General features: G+C 65.6%; 13 protein-coding genes. 10 read left to right on the forward strand and 3 right to left on the reverse strand.

Annotated elements, in window-relative coordinates; all coding sequences use genetic code 11:
- Positions 1-14 precede the first annotated feature (14 nt).
- The gene (locus ABID58_RS15845) at positions 15-1,370 is read right to left on the reverse strand and encodes a 3-carboxy-cis,cis-muconate cycloisomerase (protein WP_354033301.1); all 1,356 of its coding nucleotides are present in this window, start codon (positions 1,368-1,370) and stop codon (positions 15-17) included.
- 171 nt (positions 1,371-1,541) lie between these two features.
- Here ABID58_RS15845 and ABID58_RS15850 point away from each other — a divergent pair, with 171 nt between their 5' ends.
- The 9 genes from ABID58_RS15850 to ABID58_RS15890 all read left to right on the forward strand — a co-directional run bounded on the left by ABID58_RS15850 (position 1,542) and on the right by ABID58_RS15890 (position 8,974).
- On the forward strand, positions 1,542-1,988 hold the full coding sequence (locus ABID58_RS15850) for an SRPBCC family protein (RefSeq protein ID WP_354033302.1): 447 nt from the start codon (positions 1,542-1,544) through the stop codon (positions 1,986-1,988).
- Positions 1,989-2,127: 139 nt separating this feature from the next.
- A complete protein-coding gene (locus ABID58_RS15855; protein WP_354033303.1) occupies positions 2,128-2,613 on the forward strand; it encodes a (2Fe-2S)-binding protein in 486 nt (161 codons plus the stop codon).
- A gap of 30 nt (positions 2,614-2,643) precedes the next feature.
- Positions 2,644-3,450, forward strand: a complete 807-nt coding sequence (locus tag ABID58_RS15860; RefSeq protein WP_354033304.1) for an FAD binding domain-containing protein — start codon at positions 2,644-2,646, stop codon at positions 3,448-3,450.
- Positions 3,451-3,513: 63 nt separating this feature from the next.
- Entirely contained in the window at positions 3,514-4,419 is a 906-nt protein-coding gene (locus tag ABID58_RS15865) for an AAA family ATPase (protein ID WP_354033305.1), read from the forward strand.
- Between the two features lie 124 nt (positions 4,420-4,543).
- Positions 4,544-5,746 carry a vWA domain-containing protein gene (locus ABID58_RS15870; RefSeq protein WP_354033306.1) on the forward strand — a complete coding sequence of 401 codons (1,203 nt, stop codon included), beginning with the start codon at positions 4,544-4,546 and terminating at the stop codon, positions 5,744-5,746.
- A gap of 10 nt (positions 5,747-5,756) precedes the next feature.
- Positions 5,757-6,080, forward strand: coding sequence for an XdhC family protein (locus tag ABID58_RS15875; RefSeq protein WP_008137521.1), 324 nt, complete (start codon positions 5,757-5,759; stop codon positions 6,078-6,080).
- A 2-nt stretch (positions 6,081-6,082) separates the two neighbouring features.
- Positions 6,083-6,784, forward strand: a complete 702-nt coding sequence (locus ABID58_RS15880; protein WP_354033307.1) for an XdhC family protein — start codon at positions 6,083-6,085, stop codon at positions 6,782-6,784.
- Positions 6,781-8,385 (forward strand): NTP transferase domain-containing protein, encoded by a 1,605-nt coding sequence (locus ABID58_RS15885; RefSeq protein ID WP_354033308.1) that lies wholly within the window; start codon positions 6,781-6,783, stop codon positions 8,383-8,385. Before ABID58_RS15880 ends, ABID58_RS15885 begins: the two co-directional genes overlap by 4 nt.
- A gap of 199 nt (positions 8,386-8,584) precedes the next feature.
- Complete coding sequence (locus tag ABID58_RS15890; protein ID WP_354033309.1) at positions 8,585-8,974, forward strand: DUF4189 domain-containing protein; 390 nt, start codon at positions 8,585-8,587, stop codon at positions 8,972-8,974.
- Positions 8,975-9,001: 27 nt separating this feature from the next.
- Here ABID58_RS15890 and ABID58_RS15895 read toward each other — a convergent pair whose 3' ends face one another.
- Positions 9,002-10,849 carry a CYTH and CHAD domain-containing protein gene (locus tag ABID58_RS15895; protein ID WP_354033310.1) on the reverse strand — a complete coding sequence of 616 codons (1,848 nt, stop codon included), beginning with the start codon at positions 10,847-10,849 and terminating at the stop codon, positions 9,002-9,004.
- A 201-nt stretch (positions 10,850-11,050) separates the two neighbouring features.
- Here ABID58_RS15895 and ABID58_RS15900 point away from each other — a divergent pair, with 201 nt between their 5' ends.
- Positions 11,051-11,461 (forward strand): DUF2000 family protein, encoded by a 411-nt coding sequence (locus ABID58_RS15900; RefSeq protein ID WP_187434873.1) that lies wholly within the window; start codon positions 11,051-11,053, stop codon positions 11,459-11,461.
- Positions 11,462-11,521: 60 nt separating this feature from the next.
- Here ABID58_RS15900 and ABID58_RS15905 read toward each other — a convergent pair whose 3' ends face one another.
- Entirely contained in the window at positions 11,522-11,935 is a 414-nt protein-coding gene (locus tag ABID58_RS15905) for a GFA family protein (protein WP_354033311.1), read from the reverse strand.
- Positions 11,936-11,938 lie beyond the last annotated feature (3 nt).

The raw sequence follows: 11,938 nt of genomic DNA on the forward strand, positions 1-11,938 counted from the left end.
CGCTCAGGGCTGCTCTATTCGCGGTCGAGGCTGTCGAGCAGCCGGTCGATCAAGGCCTGCGACATCCCTTGATAGGCCATCGGCTCAAACAATGCCGTTATTTTCTCGGGCGTCAGATGCGCAGCGACCTGCGAATCGGCGGCGAGAATTTCGCGCAGATGTTTCTTCTCGGCAACCGCGCGCTTGCTCGCGGCCTCGATCAGATGATGCGCGTCGCTCTTGCCGATCTTGTCGGCGAGCGCAAAGGTGACGGCTTCCGCCATGATCAGCCCGTGCGTCGCGTCGAGATTGCTGCGCATGCGCGCGGCATCGACATCCAGCCCCTCGGCGATGTCAACGATGGCCGCAAGCGCGCCCGAGGTGACTAGCATCAATTGCGGCAGCGTCGGCCATTCCGCATGCCAGGGCCCGGCGCTGCGCTCGTGGTCCTGCACCTGGGCTGCAAAGATCGTCGCGGCGAGCTGCGGGGCCATGGTCGCGCAGCCGAGCGCGCTTGCGGCTGCGACCGGGTTGCGCTTGTGCGGCATGGTCGAGGACCCGCCGCGGCCCTCGCCGGCGGGCTCGAACGCTTCGCCGACGTCGGTCTGCATCATCAGCGAGACGTCGCGCGCGATCTTGCCGCAGCTTCCGGCGAGAATCGCGAAGCTTGAAGCGGCCTCCGCGATGCGGTCGCGGTGGGTGTGCCAGGGCGCTTCCGGCAGCGGCAGGTTCAGCTCCTGCGCCAGCCGTTCGGCCACCGCGAGCCCGTTGTCGCCGAGGGCTGCGAGCGTGCCGGCGGCGCCGCCGAATTGCAGCGCAAGGCCTTCGCGGCGGAGCCGCCGCAGCCGGCAGCGGGCGCGGGCGAGGCTCGATGCATATTCGGCGGCCTTCAGCCCGAACGGCATCGGCAGCGCGTGCTGAAGCCAGGTCCGTGCCACCATCGCGGTGTTGCGATGGGCGCGGGCAAGTGCCGCAAAGCCCTTGATGGCACGGCTGAGGTCGGCGTCCAGCGCATCGATTGCAGCGCGCAAGCCGAGCATGGTCGCGGTGTCGATGACGTCCTGGCTGGTCGCACCCCAATGCACGTAGCGCGCAGCCTCACTGTCGGCCTTGCCGACATTGGCGGTCAGCGCCTTGACCAGGGGGATCGCGAAATTGCCCGACCGGGTCGCGGCCTCGGCCAGCGCGGCCATGTCGAAGCGGTCGGCCTTGCAGGCGGCTTCGATCGGGCCCACTGCGGATGAGGGAATCACGCCCGCGGCGGCCTCGGCCCGGGCCAGAGCTGCCTCGAAATCGAGCATATTCTGCAGCGTGGACCGGTCGTCGCAGACGGCGCGCATGGCTGCGCTCGACAGCATCGGCGCAAGCAGGGGGGAGAGGGCTGTGCTCATGTTGCGCCGGACCTAATCACCATGTTTCGGCTCTGCCAATCCCCGACTGACCGCACAAGGCATTTTGCAGGTGCGAATATATGCATTGCACGTGACCGGGGGCTGCCCTTTCCTTTGCGGCCCCCGTGCGTTACTTGAGCATTATTGTTCTGTGATCCCGGGAGGCGCCCCATGGCCATGACGATGAACGGCGAAGTCCAGCTTGCGGCGTCGCGCGAGGCCGTGTGGGAGAAGCTCAACGACCCCGCGGTGCTCAAGGCCTGCATCCCCGGCTGCGAGGAGCTGGAGAAGACCGAGGACGGCGGCTTTCGCGCAACGGCGAAGATGAAGGTCGGCCCGGTCTCGGCGCGCTTCAAGGGCAAGGTGACGCTGAGCGATCTCGACCCACCGAATGGCTACAAGATATCAGGCGAAGGTGAGGGCGGGGTCGCCGGCTTCGCCAAGGGCGGCGCAGTGGTCAAGCTCGCGGAGAAGGACGGCGGCACGCTGTTGTCCTACGAGGTCGAGGCGCAGATCGGCGGCAAGTTGGCGCAGCTCGGGCAGCGCCTGATCAACGGCGCTGCCAAGAAGCTGGCCGACGAGTTTTTCGCGAATTTCGCCAAGGCGGTACAGGGCTGAACGTCCTCGCTTTCGTCATGGCGCCTTGCGCCCGGGGCAATGTTGCCCCCGGCCATAATGGCCCATATGATGGGCTGGAATAATTATAAAAAAGAACCGCTTCGACGGGACCCGTCGGGGCGCTGATTAGAGAGTGCTTATGGCAAAAATCTCCCTCCTCGTGAATGGCAATCCTGTTACCGGCAATGTCGACCCGCGAACGCTTCTGGTGCAGTTCCTGCGCGAGAATCTGCGGCTGACGGGCACCCATGTCGGCTGCGACACCTCGCAGTGCGGCGCCTGCGTGGTGCATCTCGACGGCAAGGCCGTGAAGTCCTGCACCACGCTCGCCGTGATGGCTGATGGCCACGAGGTCAAGACCATCGAGGGATTGGCGGCCGATGGCGCGCCGCTGCATCCGATGCAGGAAGCCTTCCGCGAGCACCATGGCCTGCAGTGCGGCTTCTGCACACCCGGCATGATCATGACCGCGATCGACATCGTGCACCGCAAGGGCCACGAGCTCGACGACCACACCATCCGCGAAGAGCTGGAAGGCAATCTTTGCCGCTGCACCGGCTACCAGAACATCGTCGCCTCGATCGCCGCCGGCGCGAAGGCGATGGCGAAATCCGATCTCGCGTAACCGCGCGCCCTCCGCGATCAGGACACCCTCATGTACGAATTTAAATACCATCGTCCCGGGACCGTGCGGCAAGCCGCCAACCTCCTGGTGAAGAACGAAGACGCCAAGGTGATCGCCGGCGGTCACACGCTGATTCCGGTCATGAAGCAGCGGCTCGCAAGTCCCCCGCATCTGGTCGACCTCTCCCACATCGAGGGGCTGAACTCGATCGAGATGAAAGGCCGTTCGCTGGTGATCGGCGCCACCGCCAGGCACGCCGAGGTTGCGACCTCCGCCATCGTCGGCGAGGCGATCCCGGCACTGGCCGATCTCGCCGGCGGAATCGGCGATCCCGCCGTGCGCCACAAGGGCACGATCGGCGGCTCGCTCGCCAACAACGATCCGACCGCGGATTATCCGGCCGCCGTGCTCGCGCTTGGCGCCACCATCGTCACCAACAAGCGCCGCCTCAAGGCGGAAGAGTTTTTCCAGGGCCTGTTCACGACGGCGTTGGAAGCCGACGAGATCATCACCAAGGTGATGTTCCCGCTGCCGAAGAAGGCCGCCTATATCAAGTTCCGCAACCAGGCCTCGCGCTATGCGCTGGTCGGCGTGTTCGTGGCACGGCGGCCCTCGGACGTGCGAGTCGCCGTGACCGGTGCAGGCTCGGACGGCGTATTCCGTGTCGAGGCCTACGAGGAAGCGCTGAAGAAGCGGTTCTCGTCGAAGGTGCTGGATGGCATCGAGGTGCCGGCGGAAGGGCTGAACAGCGACATCCACGGCAGCGCCGAATACCGCGCCCATCTCATCGGCGTGCTGACGCGGCGCGCCCTCGACGCCGCCAACGCCAAGGAATGAGTGGGCCTCACGATGTGGCCCAATACTTGCCCCTTGTAAGGGCGTAGCGAGACTGGCTCTTTCATGACTTCAGCGACCTTGCCGGCATCGGTCGATGCGATGCTCGAACTTTTGACCTCGCGCGGCTATCTCGCCGAGCGGTCGCTGGCGACGGTGACGTATCTCTCGCTGCGCATGGGGCGGCCGCTGTTTCTCGAAGGCGAGGCCGGCGTCGGCAAGACCGAGATCGCAAAGGTGCTGTCGACGGCGCTGGGGCGGAAGCTGATTCGCCTGCAGTGCTACGAAGGCCTCGACGTCTCCTCCGCGGTCTATGAGTGGAACAGCGCCGCGCAGATGATCGCGATCCGGATGGCGGAAGCCGCCGGCGATACCGATCGCGAGCAGCTCTCGAGCGACATTTTTGCTGACCGCTACATGATCAAGCGGCCGCTGCTGCAGGCGCTGGAGCCCGACGTTGCCGGTGCGCCGGTGCTGCTGATCGACGAACTCGACCGCGCGGACGAGGCGTTCGAAGCCTATCTCCTGGAAATCCTCAGCGACTTCCAGGTCACGATCCCCGAATTCGGCACCGTCAAGGCGCCGCATCCGCCGATCGTCATCATCACCTCCAACCGCACCCGCGAGATTCACGACGCGCTGAAGCGGCGCTGTCTTTATCACTGGGTCGATTATCCCGCCGCCGATCGCGAGCTCGCGATCGTCAAGTCGCGCGTGCCGGGCATCTCGGCAAAGCTGTCGCAGCAGGTCGTGCGCTTCGTGCAGGCGCTGCGCAACCAGGACTTCTACAAGTCGCCTGGTGTCGCCGAGACCATCGACTGGGCCACCGCTCTGTCCGAGCTCGACGCCCGCTCGCTGACCCCGCAAGTGGTCGGTGACACGCTGGGCGCGCTGCTCAAATACCAGGACGACATCACGCGGATGCAGGGCGACGCCCTGCAGAAGGTGCTGAAGGAAGCGACGAGCGATTAGCCCGTCATTCCGGGGCGCGCGTAGCGCGAACCCGGGATCCATGGTGCAGCGGTGACGGCGGATGAATGGATTCCGGGTTCGATGCTGCGCATCGCCCCGGAATGACTGGAAGATTGATACGACCATGGCCATCAACCACCTCGCGCCTGAGCAGACCGAGCAGTTCGCCGACAATATCGTCGGCTTTGCGCGTGCGCTGCGGGCGACCGGCATGCCGGTTGGTCCAGGCGCGGTGATCGATGCCATGAACGCGCTGCAGGTGATCGATATCGGCAGCCGCGCCGACGTCTTCACCACGCTGGAGGCGATCTTCGTCATGCGCCACGAGCATGCGCTGATCTTCAAGCAGGCCTTCAACCTGTTCTTCCGCGCCTCCGAAGAATGGAAGCACTTGCTGGATTCGGTGCCGCTGCCCGATGGCGCCAAGAAAAAACCGCCGGCCGCCTCGCGCCGCGTCCAGGAGGCGATGTCGCAGCCGCGGATGACGGAGACGCCGCAGCACCAGGAGCAGGATCTGCGCCTGTCGGTCTCCGACAAGGAGATCCTTCAGAAGAAGGATTTTGCGCAGATGAGCGCAGCCGAGATCGCCGAGGCGCTCCGTGCCGTCGACATGATGCGGCTGCCGCAGGCAGAGCTGTTGACGCGCCGGCACCAGCCCGATCCGCGTGGCCTGCGGCTCGACATGCGCCGCACGCTGCGCGCGTCGTTGCGTACCGGCGGCGATATCATCGACATCCACCGCCTCGGGCGGATCGAGAAGCCGGCCCCGATCGTGGCGCTGCTCGATATCTCGGGATCGATGAGCGAGTATACCCGCCTGTTCCTGCATTTCCTGCATGCCGTCGGCGACGCGCGCAAGCGCGTCTCGGTGTTCCTGTTCGGGACGCGGCTCACAAATGTGACGCGCGCGTTGCGCCAGCGCGATCCCGACGAGGCGCTGGCAAGCTGCTCGGCGGCAGTCGAGGACTGGGCCGGCGGCACCCGGATTGCGACCTCGCTGCACAACTTCAACAAATTGTGGGCGCGGCGGGTCCTGAGCCAGGGCGCCATCGTGCTGCTGATTTCGGACGGGCTGGAGCGGGAGGCCGATTCCAAGCTGGCGTTCGAGATGGACCGGCTGCACCGGTCCTGCCGGCGGCTGATCTGGCTGAACCCGCTGCTGCGGTTCGGCGGCTTCGAAGCCAAGGCCCAGGGCATCAAAATGATGCTCCCGCACGTTGACGAATTTCGCCCCGTGCATAATTTGAGCTCTATCCAGGAGCTGATCACCACGCTGTCCCGGCCGCTGCCGCCGCATCACCGCAGCCTGATCCGCCCCGCAGCCTGAGAGGCAAGCCATGCTCGATCGCGACGAGGATATTCTGAAGGCGGCGGAGGACTGGCAGAAGGCCGGCCGTGGCGTCGCGCTGGCAACCGTAGTCGAGACCTGGGGCTCGGCCCCGCGCCCGGCGGGCTCGAGCCTCGTCATCAACGACCAGGGTACGTTTCTCGGCTCGGTCTCCGGCGGCTGCGTCGAGGGCGCCGTGGTCACCGAGGCCATGGACGTGATCGAGAGCGGCAAGCCCAAGATGCTCGAGTTCGGCGTCGCCGACGAGACCGCCTGGAATGTCGGTCTGTCCTGCGGCGGCACCATCCGCGTCTTCGTCGAGAAGGTCGGCTAGCCGTGAAGCTCGCAATCCTGCACGAACTCAATGCCGAGCGCGCCGCGCGCCGGCCGGTGGTTTTGGTGACCGACACCGAAAGCGGCGAGCAGCGCCTGGTGAAGGCTGCGGATTTCGCCAAGGATCCGCTGCGCGCCGAGCTGGACAAGCAGCTTCGCATGGGCAAGAGCGCCAATGTCGAGGCCGGCGGCAAGAAGCTGTTTTTCAACGTCTACGCGCCGACCGCAAAGCTCGTCATCGTCGGCGCGGTCCATATAAGCCAGGCGCTGGCGCCACTGGCGCGCTCGCTCGGCTACGATGTCACCGTGGTCGATCCGCGCACCGCCTTTGCGAGCCCCGAGCGCTTTCCCGATATTCCCCTGGTCGCGGAGTGGCCGGATACGGCGCTGCCGCCGCTCAACGTCGATGCCTACACCGCCTTCGTCGCGGTGACGCACGATCCGAAGATCGACGACCCAGCACTGCTGCACGCGTTCGAGCGCAACTGCTTCTATATCGGCGCGCTCGGCTCGCGGAAGACGCACGCCAAGCGCGGCGACCGGCTGCGGGCGCAGGGCGCCAGGGACACCGACATCGCGCGCATCCACGCGCCCATTGGGCTTGCGATCGGCGCGGTCTCGCCGTCCGAGATCGCGGTGTCGATCATGGCCGAGATCACCGCGGTGCTCCGGCTGCCGCCAAAAGAAAAAGAAGAAGCGGCATGAAGTTCGGTCCGGCGAGCCCCAGGGAAGCGATCGGCGGGGTGACCGTTCACACCCTGCGCCAGGGTCCGCTGGTGCTGAAGAAGGGCACGACGATCGGGCCCGCCGAGGTTGAGGCGCTGACGCGCGCCGGCATCAAGGACGTCGTGGTGGTCCGGATGGAGGAGGGCGACGTCACCGAGGACGTCGCGGCCGCCAGCATTGCGCTCGCGATCGGCGGCGAGGGCATTCATGTCGAGCGCGCCTTCACCGGCCGCGCCAATTTGTTCGCCGCGCGCCCGGGTCTGCTGGTGATCGACCGCGCCGCAGTCGACCGCATCAACAATATCGACGAGGCCATCACCTTCGCCACGCTCGCTGCCTACAAGCCGGTGGTCGAAGGCGAGATGGTCGGCACCGTCAAGATCATCCCGTTCGGCGTTGAAGGAGACTTGCGCGATGCCGCGGTGAAGGCCGCCGGCAAGGACGTGCTGAAAATCGCGCCCTACGTCATCAAGCGCGTCGGCGTGGTCTCGACTCTGCTGCCGGGCTTGTCCTCCAAAGTGGTCGACAAGACGCTGCGCGTCACCGCCGAGCGCCTCGCGCCGGCCGGCGCCGGCATCATCGCCGAGCGTCGCGTGCAGCATGACGAGCGCGCGCTGTCGGCGGCAATCAAGGAATTGCTCGCCCTCGGCGCCGAGCTCGTGATCGTGTTCGGCGCGTCGGCGATCGCCGACCGCCGCGACGTGATCCCGGCCGCGGTCACCGAGATCGGCGGCGAGATCGAGCATTTCGGCATGCCGGTCGATCCCGGCAATCTGCTTCTGATCGCGCACGCCGGCAGCGTGCCGGTGCTGGGAGCGCCGGGCTGCGCACGTTCGCCGGTCGAGAACGGTTTTGACTGGGTGCTGATGCGACTGCTCGCCGGCATCAAGGTGACGCGCTCCGAGCTGATGGGCATGGGCGTCGGCGGCCTCCTGATGGAGATCGTGACTCGGCCGCAGCCGCGCGCCAAGCCGGAGATCGAGGGCAACAGCCGGGTCGCCGCCATCATGCTCGCCGCCGGGCGCTCGACCCGCATGGGCGGGCCGAACAAGCTGCTGGCCGAGCTCGACGGCAAGAAGCTGGTGCGGATCGCAACCGAGCAGGCGCTGGCCTCGAGAGCATCCGAGGTGATCGTCGTCACCGGCCATCAGACCGAGCTGGTCGAGCAGGCGCTCGAGGGCCTGAAGGTGCGTTTCGCCAGGAATCCGGATTTCGCCGGTGGCATTGCGAGCTCGGTCAAGGCCGGTATCGCGGCCGTGTCTGACGCGAGCGACGGCGCCGTGGTCTGCCTCGGCGACATGCCACTGATCGACGCCGGCCTGATCGACCGTCTCATCGACGGCTTTGCGCCGGACCGCGGCAATCTCATCGTCGTGCCCGTCAGCGACGGCCGCCGCGGCAATCCCGTGCTGTGGTCGCGCCGCTTCTTTGGGGAGCTGATGACGCTCGACGGCGACGTCGGCGCGCGGCATTTGATTGCCAAGCACTCCGAAGCAGTGACCGAGGTGCCCGTCGACGGCGAGGGCGCCTTCCTCGACATCGACACGCCGCAGGCGCTGGAGGCAGCAAGACGGGGATGACGGTGCAGTAGGGTGGGCAAAGGCGCGCCGCGCCGTGCCCACCATCCCTCCGCGCTGAGCCGTTGAATTGGTGGGCACACTACGCTTTGCCCACCCTACGGCACCTCGCAATCGTCCCGTTTCGACCACTCGTTCACCATATGGAAACGGTCCGCCGCTTAGAGTCCTCCGCACCTGCCTTGGGGGGAGGGGCTTTTCCATGGTTTCGAACGTCGTCGCGCGCCGCTGCGCGATGTTTTTCTTTGCGCTGTCGGTTTGTGTCGCCGGTGCCCGTCATATCACCGAAGCCCATGCCGCCGGCGCGTTTGCCGTCGGCAAGTGCGGCGCCTTTGGCCAGGCCTATGATTATGGTGTCGAGCACGAGGCGCGTGCCGCGGCACAAAAGCAGTGCAAGGGCGACTGCACGACGGTGACGATGAAGCGCGCCTGTGCGGCGATGTCGGTCGACATGGCCAATCCCTGCGGCGCCTATGGCTACGCCGTGAAGCCGAAGATCTCAGCCACGCTCAATGCCGCCACGCGCGAATGCTACAAATATGGCGGCAAGGAATGCGTGATCCGCGCCTGGGCCTGCGACGCCAAGGGTTGAGCACGGGCCAAGCGCAGCCATCAAGGGCTAGCGCAGCCATCCCGCGTTGGCTTGCACCAGTTTTGCCGGTTGCTCCTGCGCATCCACCGACCATGGCACCTTGGCCCCCGTGAATTCCGACCAGGCCTTGAGCAGGCGCGCTTCGATGCCGACCATGGCATGGGCCTGCCAGCCGGCGATCGCCGCCGCCGCCATGCCGATGCCGGTCGAGCCCGCGTCGACATCCGCAAGCAGCGATGTCGTCGTCGCCATGTCGTTGTAGACCCCGAGCTCCTGTTGGAGGTCGGCGAGCCTGCGCGCGAAGCGCCGCGCGGATTTGCGTTGCCCGCAGAGCGGGAGCAGGAAGTCGGCGATGTAGCGTAACTTCTTCGCGGCGAGACGGACCCGGTGCCGTTCCTCCATCGGCAGCGACTTGAAGCGACGGCCGCGCTTCAGCACCTTCGCATGCTGTGCCGACAGGATGTTTCGTGCAAAATTGATCGCCGGCTCCGCCAGTTGCGCCAGACCTTCGGGAGCAACCTCGATGCGCCAGCCACGTGCTTCGATCCAGGCGCCGAGCCTAATGACGAAATACTGACATCGCCGGTCGGCGAGGGCGAGGCGGGCCTTGTCGTAGCAGGCCGCGCGACGCTCGTCGGCGAACTCACCCAGCATGTCGAAGCCGGCGACCGACGGACAGCCATCCGCGACGGTCCGCAACGTGTCCTGCCGAAACACGTCCCAATCGCGTGCGCCGGAGAGACTCCCCGCAAGCCACTTCGCCTCGGCGCGCGGCAGGTCGAGCTTGTTCAACGACACCACCGAGCGCATCAGGTCGAGCGCCGATCGCAGGCGCCGTAGCGCGACGCGAAGCTGATGCATTCCCTCGGGATCGCGCCCGTCCTCGGCGGCGGGCAACGACTGCAGCAGATGCAAAAGACAGGAGCGCAGAATCTCGGAAAATGCCTCATCGAGCGATGTCGATGGATCGAGACGAAGCTTTGGCGGCTTCGGTGCCCGCGGCGGTGTATCGGCCGCGAGGTCAAAGCCCCGCGCCGATTTGGTCCGGATCGAAGGTTTCACCGAACCATGCTCGGCGAGCCGCAGCGCCAACTCCCAGATGGCGGACGGACTACCGCTCTTGAGCTCCAGCTCGATCTCGCTCACCGGCAGCGAACGATCGCCCGAGGTCAGATAGCCCTGATCGAAGGCGACCTCGATGGTGCCGGACGGCAAGTCGACGAGGCGCTGATGCCGGTGAACGTCGCTGCTGAAGACGGCCTCGACCGGGTGACGTTCGAGATCGGCTCGCAGCTTGTCTGAAACCAGCGGCATGGCCAGCGCGATGTCCGGCGCCATCGACGGGACGGCTGCCTCCCACTCGCCACGGCGCAGCGGATCGTTGCCGAATTCGGCTTTCACCGTCTGCGTGAATCGCGCGCCGCTCTGGCGAACCCTGAAGCTGAACCCGTCGCGCCGGAGCGCGCGCTTGGGCGTGTCATAATACACGGCCTTGAGATGCTTGCGCGTCCCCTTGTTGCGCATATTCGTCGCGATGATCGGCGCATCGTTGAAACCCGCGAGGCGATCGGGAGCCACGATCAGCTTGAGTTCGATTTCGGTGGTGGGTGGCCCGGCGTCGCGGGAAGGCGGGGGTTCCGATGCAGGCGTCTTCGCTCGAGCTTCATCACCGGAGAGGCCAGCCAGCAAAGACTCGGTGTGCAAAGACTCGGTGTGCGAAGATGCGTTGTCAGGAAGCACGGAACCGGGCGCCTTACCAATGGCGGGAACAACGAAGCTGGATTTTTTCCCTTCCTCGGCGATCGGATGACCGCTGCCTTTCGCAAGCCGTTGTACTGGTTCGAGGGCTCGCTTGATTGCGCCAGTTTCGGACATGCACGCTTTATGACAGTTCGGTGACAGGGCGCCGACATATACCCGAGTTGACGCGCGGGGAGAAGCGCAGCCGGTCGCATCTCCATTGAAATTTCCGAGCTGTGATCGATGGGTCAATCCGGGTTACGTTCATGTCCGCCGCCGGGCGCACGAGGAATCTTCTTTTCTTTCCCGACGCTTGGTTGTGTGTTGGGAGAATTCATGCAGTTCGACACCAAGATTGCCGTTGTCATTCGCAACGACCTCCAGACCTGGCAGAAGCTCAATGTCGCATCGTTCCTGACGAGCGGCGTTGCGGCCGCCTTTCCGGAGTGCATCGGCGATGCCTATGAGGACGCCTCGGCGACGAAATATCTTGCGCTAATCGGCCAGCCGATCCTGATCTATGGTGCCGATGGTCCGGCGTTGTCGCGTGCACTCGATCGTGCACTCACGCGCAACGTCACGCCGGCGGTCTATACCGACGACATGTTCAAGACCGCGCATGATGCCGCCAATCGCGAGGCGGTGAAGGCGGTTGCGCGTGCCGATCTCAATCTCGTCGGCATCGCGATGCGCGCCGATCGCAAGGTGATCGACAAGATCGTCGATGGATTGAAGTTTCATAGTTGAGATAGAAGCTGCTGGCCGCAAACCTCTCCCGCAAGCAAGCGGGAGAGGGAGCGCACCATCTTAACCGGGGGGCATCGTCTCGAACTTCGTCAACCCCGCATCGAGATGATCCCAGGCATACGCGCGCGCAGCGTAAGTAACCGCTTGCGGCTGGTAGCGGGCGGGCTCGTCGAGGCTCGCGGCGCGGATCGTGAAAATGTCGGGCATCGCTGCGAAGGTCATGTAAACGGCCAGGCCGCATGTGGGGCAGAAGCCGCGCGTCTTCACATTGCCGCTGTCGCCGACCATGTCCCATCTCCTGGCCTCGCCTGTCACGGTGACACCGGCGCGCGCGAACGTGGCGTACGAGCCGTGGCCGCTGCCGCTTTCACGCTGGCAGTCCCGGCACTGGCAATGGTTCGCGAACAGGGGCTCGCCGGCGATCGAATAGCGGATCGCGCCGCAGGCGCAGCCGCCGGTATAGGGCTTGTCCATCGT

This window comes from Bradyrhizobium sp. S3.2.6 (genome assembly GCF_040546885.1).
Classification (GTDB): Bacteria; Pseudomonadota; Alphaproteobacteria; order Rhizobiales; family Xanthobacteraceae; genus Bradyrhizobium; species Bradyrhizobium cytisi.

Excerpts from the sequence above, each read along its gene's own strand:
- ABID58_RS15845 (WP_354033301.1), bottom strand. The coding sequence starts at position 1,370 with ATGAGCACAGCCCTCTCCCCCCTGCTTGCGCCGATGCTGTCGAGCGCA.
- ABID58_RS15850 (WP_354033302.1), top strand. The coding sequence starts at position 1,542 with ATGGCCATGACGATGAACGGCGAAGTCCAGCTTGCGGCGTCGCGCGAG.
- ABID58_RS15855 (WP_354033303.1), top strand. The coding sequence starts at position 2,128 with ATGGCAAAAATCTCCCTCCTCGTGAATGGCAATCCTGTTACCGGCAAT.
- ABID58_RS15860 (WP_354033304.1), top strand. The coding sequence starts at position 2,644 with ATGTACGAATTTAAATACCATCGTCCCGGGACCGTGCGGCAAGCCGCC.
- ABID58_RS15865 (WP_354033305.1), top strand. The coding sequence starts at position 3,514 with ATGACTTCAGCGACCTTGCCGGCATCGGTCGATGCGATGCTCGAACTT.
- ABID58_RS15870 (WP_354033306.1), top strand. The coding sequence starts at position 4,544 with ATGGCCATCAACCACCTCGCGCCTGAGCAGACCGAGCAGTTCGCCGAC.
- ABID58_RS15875 (WP_008137521.1), top strand. The coding sequence starts at position 5,757 with ATGCTCGATCGCGACGAGGATATTCTGAAGGCGGCGGAGGACTGGCAG.
- ABID58_RS15885 (WP_354033308.1), top strand. The coding sequence starts at position 6,781 with ATGAAGTTCGGTCCGGCGAGCCCCAGGGAAGCGATCGGCGGGGTGACC.
- ABID58_RS15890 (WP_354033309.1), top strand. The coding sequence starts at position 8,585 with ATGGTTTCGAACGTCGTCGCGCGCCGCTGCGCGATGTTTTTCTTTGCG.
- ABID58_RS15895 (WP_354033310.1), bottom strand. The coding sequence starts at position 10,849 with ATGTCCGAAACTGGCGCAATCAAGCGAGCCCTCGAACCAGTACAACGG.
- ABID58_RS15900 (WP_187434873.1), top strand. The coding sequence starts at position 11,051 with ATGCAGTTCGACACCAAGATTGCCGTTGTCATTCGCAACGACCTCCAG.
- ABID58_RS15905 (WP_354033311.1), bottom strand. The coding sequence starts at position 11,935 with ATGGACAAGCCCTATACCGGCGGCTGCGCCTGCGGCGCGATCCGCTAT.